Consider the following 16,717-nt stretch of genomic DNA (forward strand, 5'->3'; position numbering starts at 1 on the left):
GAAGACTCCTCCTCTCCCGCTTTCCCCTCGCGACCGCGCGTCACCCGCGTTGTTATCTCCGCTCTGGTCGGATCTTCCGGCGTGTCGGCGGCTGCCGAGACTGCCCATCGTGGACATGTGGTGATCGGCCCCACGGCAGCGAGAACTCGAGCGGCTCCAGGCCGGGGCGAGCTGATACGCTGGGCCTCACGCACCAGCTCGTCCCTCTGAGCCCTCGCCCCATCCTTCCATGAAATCACGGTCTCGCGGCTTTCCTCTCCCTCTTCACACCCTCGCTCCGGCGCTCGCGTGCGCCGCGCTCGCGGCCGCGGGATGCGGCACGGACGCCGCCGGGCCGAGCGAGCCGCGGGACACCGGCGTCCATCCGCGGCTCCTCGCGCGCCCGGAGCACCGCGACCTCCTGCGCTCGCGCGTCGATCGCGAGCCCTACGCGTCGATCCTCGCCACCCTGAAGCGCCGCGCCGACCGCCCTTACGCGGAGGAGCCCGACCCCGCTTCATGGGACCACAAGACGAACGGCAACAACGCCTCGACCGCGCAGGCGAATGCCCTCCTCGCCTGGGCCTTCGAGGACCGGGCGGCGGCCGACAAGGCGCGCGAGTTCCTGCGCCGCCTGGAGACCGACTGGGACACGAACACGGTCCTCGACATGAACATCCGGATGGCGAAGATCCTCATGGGGTACACGAACACGTGGGACCTCCTGAGCGCCACGCCGTGGTTCCCCGACGAGGAGTCCGCCCAGGCCGAGAGCAAGATCACCGACATCACCGGTCAGTTCTTCGCCAAGTACCTCGAGCACGATTTCTATCGAGATCTCCTGCTGCGCCCCGCGCAGAACAACCACCCGATCAGGACCGCCGACGCGCTCGGTTATGTGGCGCTCGCGTTCCCCGAGCACCCGGCGGCCGCGACCTGGTGGAACTGGTCGATCTCGGAGCTCGATTACCTCTGGGGCCCGGACGGGCAGTACGTGCAGCCCGACGGCGGGGCGTCCGAGGGCCCGTATTACTCCGGCTTCGCCTGGGGCCCCACGGCGGCGTTCTTCATCGCCCTCGACAACGCGCTCGAGGGCGAGGTGGCCTTCACCCGCGACTGCCGTACCCGCTCCGACGAGGACCCGTGGGCCGGACACGGCTGCGTCGACGGCGAGCAGGGCGCGCTCGAGGTCCCGCTGCGCGGCGGGCTCTTTACGAAGGCCGTCGACTGGTCGCTCTCGCTGCGACTCCCCTGGGGCAGCCGGCCCCCGGTCGACGACGGGGTCTTCACCCCGTTCAACGGGAGCCCGCTGCTCACCTCCTTCGGCGGGAGCGGGGAGTACCTGTGGGACTGGGAGCAGAACCGCGACCCGCAGGCCATGGAGTTCGGCGCCGACCTCATCGCCCATCACCTGCTCTACGTCGACGACGCGGTGGCCCCCGAGGCGCCGCGCTTCCTCACGCGCTTCTTCCCCGACACCGGCCACGCGGTGTTCCGCTCGGACTGGGGCGACGACGCGCGCTGGCTCCTGCTCCTCGCGGAGCACGGCTCGGCGCGCAAGGCGATCCACGACCACGTGGACGGCACGTCGTTCTCCCTCGCGGCCTACGGAGAGTACCTGTTGATCGACGCCGGCTACTACAAGCCCGATTCGCTCGACAACGCCAAGACCAGCCAGTCGCCGTCGCACAACGTGATCCTGATCGACGGCCGATCCGCGCCCGACAAGGGGCTCTTCAATGATTTCGGCGACGCGGACGCGTTCCTCCGGAACACCCATGACGGCGACGCCGTCGATTACGCGGAGGCGCACCAGGACTACCAGGACACGCACGTCGAGCGATCCGTGGCCTTCATCGACGGCCGCTACTTCGTTGTCGGCGACCGCCTCTCGACGTCGCACCCGGCGGCCCGCGCGCACGCGTGGCGGCTGCACGGCTACGCGGGGCTCACCTCCGGCGGCACCTTCGAGCTCCTCCCCGACGGCGGCCGCTGGGAGCGGGCGCGGGCGGGCGTCGAGGCGCGCGTGCAGTCGACGTCGCCGGGGCTCGCCGTCGTGGAGCCGCCGTACACGCCGCTCACCGCGCCCCACGTCCACGAGTTCGAGGAGGACCGCAAGGCCGCCGACCACGCCGTCATCGACGCAGCCGTGCAGGCCGAGGCGCCGGGGTTCCTGGCGGTGCTCCTGCCCTACAAGGTCGGCGTGGACGCGGGCCCCGACGCGCCGCTCCAGGCGGCGCCGATCGCGGCGGAGGCCGGCGTCGTCGCGTGGCGGATCGAGAGCGAAGCAGGGACCGACGTCGCGGTGCTGCGGAGCAAGGGAGCCCCGGAGGCGCTGGCGCTGCCTGGCGGGCAGGTCCTCGAGACCGACGCGGAGCTCGTCGTGCTGCGGATCGAGGGCGAGCGGCCGTTCGCGCTGATGGCGAGGGGGACCAGGGTGCTCGTCGACGGGAGCCCCCGCGTCACCGCGCCCGACGCGACCGGCCTCGCCGTGGAGGAGTGAGATGCCCCGGAGAGCGCGCCCTCCCATGCCGCGCACGTCGCGCCTCCGCGCCTTGCTCGTCGCTGCCGCCGCGTGCGCCGCGGTGGCCGGCGGGTGCGCGGGGGACCCGGGCGCCGGGCAGCTGGGCAGCTCCGGCGTAGCGTGCACGCCGACGTCACCGTCGGCGGAGGACGCGTTCGCGCGCGAGCGCGCGCCCGACTCGGAGAGCATCACGCTGGCGCGCGCCATCGCCGACCGCTGGATCGCCGAGCACCCGGCGGAGTCGCTGCAGTGGGACTGGGGCGAGGGCACGGTCATGCTCTCGCTGGTCGAGCTGTACCGCGTCACGCAGCACTCCCCCTACCGGGACTACTACCAGCGCTACACCGACCGCCACCTCGAGTACGGCTACGAGATCACGACCAGCGACCGCTGCCCGCCGGCCATGGCCGCGCTCGCGCTCCACGAGGAAACGTGCGCGGCCCCCTATGCGAAGGTCGTCGACGACGTGCTCCGCTACCTCTACGAGGAGGCCCGCCGGACGGAGCAGGGCGGCATCAACCACCTCGGCGTGTCGCCGCTGTTCGAGCCCACCCTCTGGGTCGACTCGCTGTTCATGTTCGGCAACATGCTCGTCCGCGCCGGCGAGCGCTCGGGCGAGGCGCGTCCGCTCGACGAATTCTCGAATCAATTCCAGATTTTTGCGTCGCTCCTCCAGGACGAGCCCGGGCTCTTCCGGCACGCGTACGACTGGGCGGCGCCGCAGGATCCGGACGTGTACTGGGCGCGCGGCAACGGCTGGGTCACGGCGGCCGGCTACGAGTACCTCCGCGTGCGCGCGGCGCGCGGCGAGCGCGACGACGCCGTGGCCGGGGCGCTCGAGCGGCAGATCGCGGCGGTCCTGGGCGCGCAGGACCAGGACAGCGGACTGTGGTGGACCATCATGAACCGCCCGGGCGAGATCTACCTGGAGACGAGCGCGACGGCCCTCTTCGCCGTCGGGCTCGCGCGCGGGTTGCGCCACGGCTTCCTCGACGCCTCGGTGCGCCCCGCGATCGACCGCGCCATGGCGGGCGTGCGCTCGCGCATCGAGGACGACGGCTCCGGGCGGCCGGTGGTGACCGGAATCTCCGGGCCCACGACGGTGGGGAAGCTCGAGGATTACGCGGCGGTCGAGCTCCGCGACGACCTCTCGTACGGCGTCGGGGCCGTGATCCTCGCGCTCGTCGAAACGTCCGGGCTGTAGCGCTGCCAGCGCCACGCTCGCCGTGGCCTCGGCGCGCGACCGCCGCGCTCCTGCGCCGCAGTTGCCTTGCTGCTGCGCTTCGCCTACGCCTCAGCGCGTCCGCCGGCCTTCGCAGCGCGATGGCCTGAACGACGAGAGCGGCGCACCCTGGTGCGTCACGCGCGGGTCAGGCGAACCGGGCTCGCGCGGGTCGCGGCCGTCCCGCGGACGGCGCGCAGGCCACCGCCGAGGACCCTCATGGCTGCACTCGTGAAGCTCGACGCGATCACCAAGGTCTACTGGATGGGCGAGGTGGAGGTGCAGGCGCTCCGCGGCGTCTCGCTGGAGCTCTCGCGGGGCGAGATGGTCGCCATCATGGGCGCCTCGGGGTCGGGCAAATCGACGACCCTGAACGTCATCGGCACGCTCGACCGCCCCACCGGCGGCCGGTACCTCCTCGACGACGAGCCGGTCGAGGAGCTCGACGAGGTCGAGCTGGCGCAGCTCCGCAACCGCAAGATCGGGTTCGTCTTCCAGTCGTTCAACCTCCTTCCGCGCGACACCGCCCTCGCGAACGTCGAGCTGCCCATGGTCTACGCCGGCGTCCGGCCGGCCGACCGGCGGGCGCGGGCCGCGCGGGCGCTCGCGCGCGTCGGCCTCGAGGACCGGGCGCACCACCTGCCGAACCAGCTTTCCGGCGGCCAGCAGCAGCGCGTGGCGATCGCCCGCGCGATCGTCAACGAGCCGCCGCTCCTCCTCGCGGACGAGCCGACCGGCGCGCTCGACTCCGCCACCACCGGGCAGGTCATGGAGCTCTTCTGCGCGCTGCACGCGCAGGGGATGACGGTCGTCGTCGTGACCCACGACCGCTCGATCGCCGACTACGCCACCCGCGTCGTCACCTTCAGGGACGGCGCCATCGTCGAGGACACCGGCCCTCGCGGCCGGCGCGTGGACGTCCCGCCGCCGGTTCCTGGACCGTCGTCGTCGGTTCCTGGACCGTCGTCATCGGTTCCTGGACCGTCGTCGTCGCCTCCTGGAGGCCTCTCGTGAGCGCCCGGCGCCGGCGGCGGCTCTGGCCGTGGATCGTCGGGGCGCTGGCGCTCGCCGGGGGCGGCGCCGCCGTCCTCGCGAAGGCCGGCTCCGGCCCCGCGCCCATCGACCCCGCGCTCGTCGTGACCGCGAAGCGCGGCGACCTCGCCGTCGAGATCCTCGAGACCGGGCGCATCGAGGCCCGCGAGCAGGTCGAGCTCAAGTCCAAGGTCGCGGGCCAGGTCGCCGAGGTGCTCGCGGACGAGGGCGCCCGGGTCCAGAAGGACCAGCTGCTGCTCGTGCTCGACCCGACCGACTACGAGCGCGAGGTCGCCCGCGCCGAGGCCGAGCTCGCCCGGGCCAGGGCCGCCGCGGGCTTCGCCAAGCGCGTGGTCGCGCAGCGGACCGCCGGCGTCGAGGCCAGCGTCGTCCCCGCGCAGGAGCTCGACACGGCCAAGCACGACCTCACCGAGAAGACCGTCGCCATCCGGCTCGCCGAGGTCGCGCTCAGCGCCGCCAGGGACCAGCTCCGGTACACGAAGATCTCCTCGCCCCTCGACGGCACCGTCATCCAGCGCAACATCGAGCCCGGCGAGGTCGTCACGCCGGGCGTGCAGTCGACCTTCAACGGCAAGGCGCTGCTCACCGTGGCCGACCTCTCGACGCTCGTGGTCAAGGTGGACCTCAACCAGATCGACGTGGCCAAGGTCGCGCTCGGCCAGACGGCGACCCTGACGCTCGACGCCCTGCCCGGCAAGACGTACGCGGCCAGGGTCACCAAGATCGCGCCCGCCTCGGTGAAGCTCGAGGGCCGCGAGGTCGACGTCTTCCCGGTCGAGGCCGAGCTCACCCAGATCGACGGCCTCATCAAGCCCGGCATGACCGCGGACGTGCGCATCCGGCTCGACAGCAGGCCGGGCGTTGTCTCGCTGCCCATCGAGGCCGTCGCCGACGAGGGCGGCAAGCAGCTCGTCACGCGCGTCGTCGACGGCCCCGACGGCAAGCAGACGACCGAGAAGGTCGAGGTCGCGCTCGGCGCGCGCAACGACCGCGACGTCGAGATCGTCAACGGCGTCCCGGAGGGGGCCCGCGTGCTCATCAACCCGCCCTCGGCGGCCGCGAACGAGACGAAGATGTGAGGTGGTCCGCCTACCTCGCGATCGCCGCGAAGGCCCTCTCGGCGCACAAGCTGCGGTCGCTCCTGACCGTCCTCAGCATCACCCTGGGCGCCTTCGCCATCGTGCTCATGACCTCGCTCGCGGAGGGCGGCCTGCTCACGCTGGGCCGCGGCATCGAGCAGCTCGGCGGGGCGCGGCTCATCCTCGTCGTCCCGAAGGCGCCGGAGCGCGCCGAGCGGAAGAAGACGATGTACGTCACCGGCTTCACCCGCCGGGATCGCGATCGGCTCGCGCGCGGCGTCCCCCACGTCGCCGAGCACACCATGTACGCCATGCTCGGCTCGCGCGACGTCATCTCCGACGAGGGCAAGGAGGATCGCACCGACTTCATCGCGGCCGACAGCGGCTTCCTCGACGCCTTCCGGATGCCCGTCGCGCGCGGCCGGACGTTCTCGGACGAGGAGGACCGCCGCCGGGCCCGGGTCTGCGTCGCCGGCCCGAAGCTCGCGGCGCGGCTCTGGCGCGGCGACCCGATCGGCCGGTGGGTGACGGTCGGGGCCCTGCGCTGCCGGGTCATCGGCGTGCTGGCCGACGCCGATCGGGTGGGCGTCAACTTCGGCTTCAGCTGGGTCGACCTGCTCGTCGCCCCGCTCGACACGGCGGCGGACGTCGAGAAGGCGGTGAGCACCTCGGCGCTGCTCGTCATCAAGACCGACGACGTCCGCAACAACGACCCGGTGAAGCGCATCATCAACGCGCTCCTCGTCGATCGCCACCACGGCGTCGACGACTTCACTCTCCTCGATTTCAGCAGCATCATGCAGAAATTCGAGGCCCTGTTCACCACGATGAAGGCGATCGTCGGCCTCATCGCGGGCGTCGCGCTGCTCATCGGCGGCGTGGGCGTGATGAACATGATGCTCGTCAGCGTGTCCGAGCGCGTGCGTGAGATCGGCATCCGCAAGGCGCTCGGGGCGTCGCCGCGCGACATCAGCGCGCAGTTCCTGGCCGAGGCGGCGCTGCTCTCGGGCTTCGGCGGCCTGCTCGGGGTCGCCGGCGGCGCCGCAGCGGCCGAGCTCGCCTCGGCGGTCATCCGCCGCTTCACGCCGAGCTGGATCGGCGCGGTCTCCACGCCGGCCGTCGTCGCGGCGCTGCTCGTCTCCTCCGGCGTGGGCGTGATCTTCGGGTGGCTGCCGGCCCAGCGCGCTGGCCGGCTCGACCCCGTGGCGGCGATGCGGCGATGAGGCTCGACGATCTCCTCCACTCGACGCGCGCCGTGGTCGCCGACCGGACCCGCGCGGCGCTCACGCTGCTCGGCATCATCATCGGCACCGGCTCGATCGTGCTGCTCGCCTCGCTGCTCGCGGGCGGCGAGGAGGCGCTCCTCCGGGCGAGCCAGCAGGCCGTCGAGGCCGACCTCATCCAGGTCCACCCCGCGGAGGTGAGCGTCAAGGATCGGCGCCGCACCCGGCGCGATCTCTCGCGGGACGACGCCCGCGCGCTCGCCGCCTCGCGCGCCCTCGGCGGCGCCTCGGCCCTGAGCGAGTCGGTGCGCCCGACCGAGGCCCGCGCCGGCGGCAAGAAGAAGCGGATCTCCCTCGTCAGCGCCGTGCCCGAGGCGCCGGCCCTCTACGACCTGGAGCTCGCGGCGGGCCGGTTCCTCGTCGAGGCGGATCTCGCGGCGCGGCGGCGCGTGTGCGTCGTCGGCCACGAGGTCTGGGCCGAGCTCTTCGGCGGCCCTCCGGCGCGGGCCGAGCAGGCCGAGCCCCTCCACATGACGGCCGACGGCCACGTGTGGACGGTCGTCGGCGTGCTCCAGGACCGGCCGATCCTCGGCTCCACGGACGACACGAACATCTGGAACCGCAAGGTCCTCGTCCCGGAGACCACCTACGACGCGCTCTACGCGCCGTCGCACAGGACCGACCGCCTGTACGTCCGCCAGGATCCGCTCGTCACCGTCCGGACCCCGCTCGCCGCGCTCCGCGGCGTCATCGACGCGACGCTCCAGCGCCGCCATCACGGGGTCAAGAACTTCAGGATCGAGGACGAGGACAGCCACGGCCAGGAGAAGCTCGTCCTCGACATCATCAAGATGCTGCTGCTCAGCACCGGCGTCGTCGCGCTGATCGTGGGCGGCATCAACATCATGAACATCATGCTGGTGACCGTGACCGAGCGGACGCGGGAGATCGGCATCCGCCGCGCGGTCGGGGCCTCGCCGCGGGCGATCCTGCTGCAGTTCCTGTGCGAGGCGGCGGCCGTCTCGCTGCTCGGCGGGGTGCTCGGCGTGCTCTCGGGGCTCGCCCTCTCCTGGCTCGCCAGCGCGCTGCTCGCGCACATGGTCGGCCGCTGGGCGTTCCAGGTCGAGCCCTGGTCGCTCTTCCTCGGCCTCGGCCTCTCGGTCACGATCGGCGTTGTCTTCGGCTTCTACCCGGCCTGGCGCGCCTCGCGGCTCGACCCGATCGAGGCCCTCCGCTCGGAGTAGCGCGGCTCCCGAGGACGCTCACGTCCTCACGTCGTCGCGGCGGCCTCGGCCGTTCCGCCGCCGTCCGCGCTCTGCTCGGGATCTCGCTTCGCGTGGGGGAAGCGGTCCATGCGGCTGAGCACGGGGAAGCCGAGGGCCCACAGCGCGGCGACCACGACGGTGGCGCTGCCGCCGAGGAGGATGGCGGGGAGCAGGCCGAACCAGCTGGCGGTGAGGCCGGACTCGAACTCGCCGAGCTCGTTGGAGGCGCCGATGAACACCGCGTTCACCGCGCTCACCCGCCCTCGGATGGAGTCCGGCGTCTCGAACTGCACGAGGATGTGGCGGATATAGACGCTCACCATGTCGCCCGCGCCGACGAGGAACAGGGCGATGAGCGCGACGGTGAAGCTCCGGGTCTGCCCGAGGGCGATGGTGGCGAGCCCGAACACGGCGACGCCGCCGAACATCCAGCGGCCCACCTGGCGCGTGATCGGCCGGAAGGCGAGGACGCCGGCGGTGATCGCGGCGCCCGCGGCCGGCGCCGTGCGGAGCAGGCCGAGGCCGGTCGGGCCGGCGTGGAGCACGTCGCGCGCATACGCGGGCAGGAGCGCGACCGCGCCGCCGAACAGCACCGCGAACAGGTCGAGCGAGATGGCGCCGAGCACCGCCGGCTTCGACCAGACGAAGCGCAGCCCCTCGAGCACCGCGCTCCACGACGTCGGCTCGGCGTGCCTCGCCTGCCGGGTCGCGCGCACGAGGCTCATGAGCACGAGAGAGACGAGGAGGAGCGCCCCGACGATCGAATACACGATCGTCGACCCGGCGAGGTAAAGGAGCCCGCCGAGCGTCGGCCCGACGATGACCGCGACATGGAAGCTCGATGAGCTGAGCGCGACCGCCTTGCTGAAGCTGTCCTGCGGCACCAGGTTCATCAAGATCGCCTGCTGCGCCGGCATCATGAAGGCGCGCGCGCTGCCGAACAGCACGAGCACCGCGAACACGGGCCACACGACCGTCAGGCCCGACACCGTGAACGCGAGCAGCAGGAGGGAGCAGAGCAGCTCCACGGCGAGGCCGACCGTGATGATGCGGCGCCGGTCGAACCGATCTGCCGCCTGGCCGGCGAAGAGGATCAGCGCGAAGAAGGGCGCGAACTGGGCGAGGCCGATGAGGCCCAGATCGAAGACATCGCCGGTCAGCGCGTAGACCTGCCAGCCGATCGCGACGCTCTGGATCTGCACCGCGACCGCGGAGAGCAGCCTCGCCGCGAGGTAGAAAGCGAAGCTCCGGTGGCGCAGCACGCCGAGCCCGGTGAGGTTGTTGGAAGACATCTCGACGCCTGCGGCGGCCCTGGTTGGGCGTTGTGGACTCTCGCTCGATCACGATGAGCAGTAGGGCGTGTCGCGACCGAGTCCAGGAGTCGCGCCGCCGTTCTCAGCACACGCGGCGTGGGTGATGGGCGATTCGCAATCCGCCATCGGCCATCGGCCATCGGCCATCGGCCATCGGCCATCGGCCATCGGCCATCGGCCATCGGCCATCGGCCATCGGCCATCGGCCATGATTCGCAACATCCGTACCAGGATCCCCCGCGCTCGCGGTGGTCGCCTGGACGGCGCGCCTCGGGCGCGATCGGGCCGCGAGCGCGCCGAGGGGTCGCGGCCGCTGCTGCTCCAGCAGCAGCCGGTGGTGCTCGGTTGCGCCGCCACGAGCAACACCCGTGGCGAGCGCGTCAGCCCTGCGCGAGCCGGGCGAGCGCCTCGCCGGTGAGGCGGTGGACGGTCCACTCGTCCATGGGCTTGGCGCCGAGCTTCCGGTAAAAGCCGAGCGCCGGCTCGTTCCAGTCGAGCACGGACCACTCGAGGCGCCCGCAGCCGCGCTCCACAGCGAGCTTCGCGAGGTGCACGAGCAGGGCCTTGCCGTGGCCTCCTCCGCGGTGCTCCGGGAGCACGAAGAGGTCTTCGAGGTAGATCCCGGGCTTGCCGAGGAAGGTGGAGAAGCTCTGGAAGAAGAGGGCGAATCCCACCGGGGTCCCCTCCGCTTCGGCCAGGACGACCTCGGCCGCCGGCCTCGGGCCGAAGAGGTGCGCCTCGATCTCTCGCTCGTCGAAGGTGACCTCATGCGCGAGCCGCTCGTACTCGGCGAGCATCCGGATGAGGCGGGCGATGGTGGGGATGTCGGCGGCGGTGGCGGGGCGGATCATGGCGTCTCTCCGGCGCGTCATACCGCATCGTCGCGCCTCGGTGGAGGGAGTAGGCTCCCCGCCTGCATGACCATGACGACGCCGCCCTCCGCCGCCGGCCCGCGCTGGCTGTACCTGCACGGCTTCGCCTCGGGCCCGAGCTCGACCAAGGGCGTCCGGATCGCCGCGCACTTCGAGCAGCGCGGGGTGGCCCTCGAGCGGCTCGACCTGCGGGTGCCCTCGTTCGAGCGGCTGCGCCTACGCGCGATGATCGGCGCCGTGAAGCAGGCGATCGGCGGAGAGCGCGACCGGGCGGTGGTGATGGGATCGAGCCTCGGGGGCCTCACCGCGTGCCGCGTCGCCGAGGAGGACGCGCGGGTGTGCGCGCTCGTGCTGCTCGCGCCCGCGTTCCGGATCATGGAGCGATGGCGGCTGCGGCTGGGCGAGGAGGCCTTCCGGGCGTGGGAGGAGCGGGGGTGGCTCGAGGTCGACGACTACGCGGAGAAGAAGCGAGCCCGGGTGGACTTCGGCTTCGCCGTCGACGCGGCCGAGGTGGATGAGCGCTCGGGAGGCTGGCCGGACGTGCGTGTGCCCACGCTGATCGTCCACGGCCGGAGCGACGAGGTGGTGGACATCGAGCTCTCGCGGACGTTCGCCGCGGGGAAGCGGCATGTCCGGCTCATCGAGGTGGACGACGGCCACGAGCTCGTCGCCTCGATCCCGCGCATCCTCCGCGAGGCGGACGAGTTCCTGCGCCATTTCGTCGGCCGCTGACGAACACCCGTCGCCGCCAGGAGCGCGGACGCTGGCCATCTGTTCAGCGCATTCAACGGGATACGCTCGCAGGCCGTCCCCTCACCAGCCGACTGGCATTCTATGCGAGAAGAGCACAGCTATCAAGAGCGGAGCGCGCCGCATACAGATCGCGTGTGACCGGCCGCGGATCGGCCGCGGTCGAGCGATCGGAGGAGCGAATGGCGACAGCGACGGCCACCGGGCGCACCGCGCCCGTCAACGACATCGAGATGTACTACGAGCTCCGCGGCGAAGGGCCGCCGCTCGTGCTGCTCCACGGCTTCACCGGAGCGGGCGGGGACTGGGCTCACGTGTTCGACCTCGCGGAGCTCGGGGGTGGACACACGGTCATCACCCCCGATCTGCGCGGCCACGGCCGGTCGACCAACCCGGCGGGCGAGCTGACCATCCGCCAGTGCGCCTCCGACGTGTTCGCCCTCCTCGACCACCTGGGCGTGAAGGCGTTCCGGGCCATCGGCCTCAGCTTCGGCGCCAAGTGCCTCCTGCACCTGGCCACGCAGCAGCCGGACCGCGTCGCGTCGATGGTCCTCGTGTCCGCGACACCGTACTTCCCCGAGCAGGCCAGGGCGATCATGCGCCTCATCTCCGACGAGGGCCGCTCGGAGGAGGAATGGCGGGACATGAGGAGCCGCCACGCGCTCGGCGACGCGCAGATCCGGGCGCTGTGGAATCAGCCGCGCCGCTTCGCGGCCAGCCACGACGACATGAGCTTCACGCCCCCCCACCTGTCGACCATCACGGCGCGCACGATGATCGTGAGCGGCGACCGCGATCCGCTCTACCCGGCCGAGCTCGCCCTGGAGATGTACCGCGCCATCCCGCGCTCCTGCCTGTGGATCCTGCCGAACGGCGGACACGGCCCCATCTTCGGCGAGTGGAAGGAGCCGTTCGCCCGCGCGGCGCTGGCGTTCCTGCGCGATGATCCGGGCGAGCAGGTGGCCATCAGGGCATGACGAGGGAGACGCGCGGCGCGCAGCGTCACTGCGCACCCTCGGCGCGCTCTTCCGCCGGCGCTTGCGCGCCGAGCTTCGGGAGCCGGACGCTCAGCGTCTTCGTCTCTCCCGGCTCCACATTGACCATCAGCGTCCTGGAGGCATGCCCGGGGGCGGACAGCACGAAGCGGTGTCCCTCGCCCACCGTGAGCCCCTCGATCCTCGTGCGATCGCCCTTCCAGAGCTTCCCGTCGACGAAGACGCTGGCCGGCGGATCGACCCAGAGCACCACCGTCGCCGTGAGCCTCTCCAGCTCGGCCACGATCTCCTTGAAGCGCGCCTCGTCGCTCAGCTTCACGGCCGTGCGGTACGGCTTGTATCCGTCTCTCGTGAGCTTGATGTGGAGCTCACGCCCGAGCGGGAGCTCGTGGACCTTGGCCGGCGTGGCGACGGGGTGACGCTCGCCGTTCACCCATAACGTGCAGCCCTCGGGCTTGCTCGTGATCTCCAGCGAGCCCTTCGCCTCGAGCGGCGCGGGCGGCTCCTGACGGCTCGCCTGGGCGTCGTGGACCATCGTCATGAACTCGGCGTGCCGCTCCGAGAGCTGCCCCTGCATGTAGAGGAACCCAGGCACGAGCGCGAGCGCGCTGGCGGCCGGGATGAACGCCGCAACACCTCCCTTGCCCGAGAGCGGCGGCGGGCTGCTCAAGCTCGTCGGGCTCGTGCTCGTCGGGACGCCGCTCTGGGAGACGGTCGCGCCGCCGCTCATCTCCAGCGACCAGCGCTGCTGCTGCGCCGCGATCACGTCGATGAGCTGCCTGACGCCGAGGAGCGCCTCCTTGTGGCGAGCGAGCTTGTCCCGGAAGAGCGACTCCATCCATGCCGTGAGGCCCATGGGCGAGGCGGGGATGCGCTCGTCGCGGATGAGCTCCTCGAGCGCGGCGTGCATCTCGCGGGCTGACTGGTAGCGATCCTCCCGCCGCTTCTCGAGCGCGCGCAGCACGATCTTCTCCAGCCCCTTCGGGTAGCCGGGCTTGATCGCGCTCGGGAGGGGGTACTCCGAGCCGTGGATCTGGAGGAGCGTCCGCATCTGGGTCCCTCCCTTGAACAGCCGTCTGCCCGTCGTCATCTCGAACAGGACCACGCCGGCGGCGAAGATGTCCGCGCGATGGTCGATGCGATCCCCCGCCACGTGCTCCGGGGCCATGTAGGCGAACTTGCCCATCAGCACGTTTTCTTTCTGCTCTTCGACGTCGCCGAGCTCGCTCCGCGCGATGCCGAAGTCGACGATCTTCACGTCGCCCGTGTAGCTCACGACCACGTTGCGCGGCGAGATGTCCCTGTGGACGATGCCGAGCGGCGCACCGTCGAGGCCGCGCTTGTCATGGACGTACGCGAGCCCCGCGCAGACGCCGAGGATGATGCTGAGCGCGTGCTCGAGCGGGATCCCTCCCGGGTCGCGCTCCGCCGCCTCGCGCACGATCGAGCCGACGTCCTCGCCGTGGATGTGCTCCATCGCGATGAAATACGTCCTGTCCACCTGCCCGGCGTCGAACGTCTGGACGATGTTGGGATGCGACAGCGTCGCCGCGATGCGCGCCTCGTGGAGCAGCATGTCGATGAGCGACGGATCCTGGTTCATCGAGGGCAGGATGCGCTTGATCACCACGAGCTTCTCGAAGCCGAAGGACGAGCGATGCAGCGCGAGGAAGATCTCCGCCATGCCCCCCGCCGAGAGCTTCGACAAGAGCGTGTATTTGCCGAACTGTTTCGGCAAGAGCTCAGGTGCGTTTCCGGCCGCGCTCGGCGGCGCGCCGCCCGCGGTCAACGCGGTACGCTCTTGCATGAGACATTCTCCTGGTTCCAGTGGACGCTACGGCAAGGCCAGCGCAAAGGGGCCTCATGAGGAGCGCTCTCGGGCGAGTCTTACCATGGAGCGGTCATGAGATCTCAGCTTTTTTTGAGCGCGTCCGCCTGAAACGGCGGAGCGCGGGGCGGCGCGCGCAAAGCACTCTTCGGAAACATGAGCGATACACGTTCGTTCCAATGGTCGGGTAATGTCTCCACACTCGCCCACGGAGAGAGAACAATGGCGCAGGTTTCCTCTGAGCTCCTGGCACCGACCCGCCGGTTGACGCGCCTGTACGTCAGCGCGCTCGGCGCCGTGGCGCTCCTGTCGGTCGTGGCCCAGCTCCTCGTGCAGCACGCGTTGAACCAGCAGACGAGCGACGCGCACGTCGTCAACGTGGCAGGCCGCCAGCGAATGCTCAGCCAGCGGCTCAGCAAGGCCGCGCTCACGTTCCAGGTGACCACCGACCCCGCCGAGCGCAAGGGCCGCGTCGACGAGCTGGCGCAGGTGATGGCGCTCTGGGAGCGGTCGCATCGCGCGCTCCAGCACGGCGATCCCGGGATGGGATTGCCGGGGAAGAACACGCCGGAGGTGACACGCATGTTCCAGGCGATCGAGCCGCTGCACCAGAGCATGCTCCGGGACGGGAAGGATCTCCTCGCCGCGGTCGGCGCCGGCGGGGAAAAGCCGGCGGAGGCGGCCGCCATCCAGCCGATCGTCGCCGCGATCCTCGCCGCGGAGCCGGGCTTCCTGAGCGGGATGGACCGCGTCGTCTCTCAGTATGCTCACGAGGCGACGGCGCGGATCGAGCGGCTCCGGCTCGTCGAGCTGATCTTGCTGTGTGTGACCCTGGGGGTCCTCTTCCTCGAAGGGCTCTATGTCTTCCGCCCGGCGGTGCGCGAGATCCGGAGGACGATCAGCCACCTCGTCCAGGCGAGGGGGCACCTCGACAACACGGTTCAGGCGCTCCGGACGATCGCAGGCATCGGACAGCCGTGATGCACGCCGGCTCTCCGCGACCGCCGAGCGGCGTTCAGAGGGCGGAGGCGGCGGTCACAGCCAGCCGCAGCCGCCGTCGAAGTCGAGGGGGGGCGTGGGCTCCGTGGACGACTGCGACGCACGACAGGCATCCTCGATGTTCTGTCGCAACATCAACATCAGGTTGTTGTCGTCCTGGATGTCCGTGTCCGGGTACTTCCCGAGCCACGCCCCGATCGGCGGCTTCATCATCTCGATGACCCCGAGCGATCGCCGGCAGTCGCCCGCCTGGTAGAAGTCGAGCGCGCCGCGCAGCGCCAGGTACATGTTCAGCATCATGTACGGCTTGCCCGAGCCGCCGTCGGAGATGTTCCACCACCTCGAGTCGGGGTTCTGCCCGGGAGGCAGGGCGTTGAGCAGGGTTGTGTCGACGTCCTGCGCGGCTCCGTCCTTCGCCGAGGTCCAGCCTGCCGTCACCTGGAAGGCCGCCTTGTCCGGCCCGATGCCGTCGGCGAGGGACGCATCGGCGAGGAGCTCCACGAACAGACCACCACCGCCGCCGCGGCGGCTGCCGCCCACGTCGGTCGCGCCGTCGCGCTGGCCGATGAACAGCGCCGGCATCTCCAGGGCCGCCCCCGCGGCGCTGGCGGTCGCCCGCTTCGTCCCGTAGATGCGCCCCACCTTGTAGCCGGCGGACGGGGTCACCTCCAGGCTGAAGTCCGTTGCCAGCGGGAAGAGCGTTGTCTTCCCCTCCTCCGAGAGCAAACCGCCGAGGTCGCCCGGGCTCAGCGCGTAGGCGTACGTGCCCGCGCCCATCGAGCCCAGCGCCGACGGGATCTTCACGAGGAAGCGCTCACCCACGCCGATCACGCCGAACGCCGTGCCGTTCTCCACCAGCGCCTCGCCAAGACCGAGGATGCGGTCGGGGTCGGTGATACCGCTCGTCGCGTGCCCGCTCGTGAGCAGGAGCACGCGGTGCGCGCCCTCGAAGCCCGCCGCGTCGCCCTCGTCGAACGCCTTCTCGGCGGCGGCGATCCCCTCGTAGAGGCCGACGAGCTCGCCGGCGCCGTCGCCGAGGCGCTCGTCGGTGATGAGGCGCGCGAGCTCCGCCGACCCCGGCGCCGCGAGGAAGGCGCGGCGCTCGACCCGCTCGCCATAACGGATGACGCTGACGCGGTCCTCGGGACGGAGGCTTTCGAGCAACCCTCCCATCCCCGCGTCCAGCGCGCCCTCATCGAGCTCGGCGAAGCGGCTGTTCTCGACCGCGATCGCCAGGTGAACCGGCGGCCTGTCCAGCCTCGAAGGGTCGACCGCGGTGTTCATCGCGACGAAGGCCATCGTCCAGTTCCCACCGTTGAAGCGTGGCGCCACAGCGAGGTACGGGTGAACGCAGACGTCCTTGCCGCAGTCGGCGTCGGGCAGGTCGATCGCGTGCTCGGCGAAGAACCCGACCGGGTCCAGCGTGTCGAGCGTGGGCACCTTCCCCGCCTTCACGATCGCGCGGAACTGGGAGATGTCCTGCGCCCCGCCCTGGGCCACGTTGACCGAGCCTGCGGGGACGCCGCTGCCCTCGCCGACGTTGTCGGTGGAGCAACCGGCGGCGGCGGCGCAGAGACCGAGTGAGACCAGCTTCATCTTCGACGACATATGGCTT

At 71.3% G+C, this 16,717-nt stretch carries 13 protein-coding genes; 9 read left to right on the forward strand and 4 right to left on the reverse strand.

The window, feature by feature from the left end; genetic code table 11:
* Window positions 1-229 precede the first annotated feature (229 nt).
* From WMF22_RS05690 to WMF22_RS05715, 6 genes are all read left to right on the forward strand, one after another.
* A complete protein-coding gene (locus tag WMF22_RS05690) occupies window positions 230-2,482 on the forward strand; it encodes a heparinase II/III domain-containing protein (RefSeq protein WP_438035114.1) in 2,253 nt (750 codons plus the stop codon).
* A gap of 25 nt (window positions 2,483-2,507) precedes the next feature.
* Window positions 2,508-3,707: a glycoside hydrolase family 88/105 protein gene (locus WMF22_RS05695; RefSeq protein ID WP_438035115.1), complete on the forward strand. Its 1,200-nt coding sequence runs from the start codon at window positions 2,508-2,510 to the stop codon at window positions 3,705-3,707.
* 237 nt (window positions 3,708-3,944) lie between these two features.
* Complete coding sequence (locus tag WMF22_RS05700; protein ID WP_438035116.1) at window positions 3,945-4,739, forward strand: ABC transporter ATP-binding protein; 795 nt, start codon at window positions 3,945-3,947, stop codon at window positions 4,737-4,739.
* Window positions 4,736-5,857, forward strand: a complete 1,122-nt coding sequence (locus tag WMF22_RS05705; RefSeq protein WP_438035117.1) for an efflux RND transporter periplasmic adaptor subunit — start codon at window positions 4,736-4,738, stop codon at window positions 5,855-5,857. Before WMF22_RS05700 ends, WMF22_RS05705 begins: the two co-directional genes overlap by 4 nt.
* Window positions 5,854-7,080 carry an ABC transporter permease gene (locus tag WMF22_RS05710; RefSeq protein ID WP_438035118.1) on the forward strand — a complete coding sequence of 409 codons (1,227 nt, stop codon included), beginning with the start codon at window positions 5,854-5,856 and terminating at the stop codon, window positions 7,078-7,080. Before WMF22_RS05705 ends, WMF22_RS05710 begins: the two co-directional genes overlap by 4 nt.
* A complete protein-coding gene (locus WMF22_RS05715; protein ID WP_438035119.1) occupies window positions 7,023-8,324 on the forward strand; it encodes an ABC transporter permease in 1,302 nt (433 codons plus the stop codon). Before WMF22_RS05710 ends, WMF22_RS05715 begins: the two co-directional genes overlap by 58 nt.
* 26 nt (window positions 8,325-8,350) lie before the next feature.
* On the opposite strand, the gene WMF22_RS05720 is transcribed toward WMF22_RS05715, so the two are convergent.
* Window positions 8,351-9,637, reverse strand: a complete 1,287-nt coding sequence (locus tag WMF22_RS05720) for an MFS transporter (RefSeq protein WP_438035120.1) — start codon at window positions 9,635-9,637, stop codon at window positions 8,351-8,353.
* Between the two features lie 401 nt (window positions 9,638-10,038).
* Window positions 10,039-10,530: an N-acetyltransferase family protein gene (locus WMF22_RS05725; protein ID WP_438035121.1), complete on the reverse strand. Its 492-nt coding sequence runs from the start codon at window positions 10,528-10,530 to the stop codon at window positions 10,039-10,041.
* Between the two features lie 45 nt (window positions 10,531-10,575).
* Between WMF22_RS05725 and WMF22_RS05730 the strand changes: the two genes are divergently transcribed.
* Complete coding sequence (locus WMF22_RS05730) at window positions 10,576-11,262, forward strand: YqiA/YcfP family alpha/beta fold hydrolase (RefSeq protein WP_438035122.1); 687 nt, start codon at window positions 10,576-10,578, stop codon at window positions 11,260-11,262.
* A gap of 200 nt (window positions 11,263-11,462) precedes the next feature.
* Window positions 11,463-12,257, forward strand: a complete 795-nt coding sequence (locus WMF22_RS05735; RefSeq protein WP_438035123.1) for an alpha/beta fold hydrolase — start codon at window positions 11,463-11,465, stop codon at window positions 12,255-12,257.
* A gap of 25 nt (window positions 12,258-12,282) precedes the next feature.
* Here the strand turns inward: WMF22_RS05735 and WMF22_RS05740 are convergent, their stop codons facing one another.
* Window positions 12,283-14,082 (reverse strand): protein kinase domain-containing protein, encoded by a 1,800-nt coding sequence (locus WMF22_RS05740; RefSeq protein WP_438035124.1) that lies wholly within the window; start codon window positions 14,080-14,082, stop codon window positions 12,283-12,285.
* A gap of 285 nt (window positions 14,083-14,367) precedes the next feature.
* Between WMF22_RS05740 and WMF22_RS05745 the strand changes: the two genes are divergently transcribed.
* On the forward strand, window positions 14,368-15,084 hold the full coding sequence (locus tag WMF22_RS05745) for a type IV pili methyl-accepting chemotaxis transducer N-terminal domain-containing protein (protein WP_438035125.1): 717 nt from the start codon (window positions 14,368-14,370) through the stop codon (window positions 15,082-15,084).
* A gap of 54 nt (window positions 15,085-15,138) precedes the next feature.
* Here the strand turns inward: WMF22_RS05745 and WMF22_RS05750 are convergent, their stop codons facing one another.
* Window positions 15,139-16,710, reverse strand: a complete 1,572-nt coding sequence (locus WMF22_RS05750; protein WP_438035126.1) for a hypothetical protein — start codon at window positions 16,708-16,710, stop codon at window positions 15,139-15,141.
* Between the last annotated feature and the right edge of the window lie 7 nt (window positions 16,711-16,717).

Source organism: Sorangium sp. So ce204, assembly GCF_051526795.1.
Lineage (GTDB): Bacteria > Myxococcota_A > Polyangia > Polyangiales > Polyangiaceae > Sorangium > Sorangium cellulosum_B.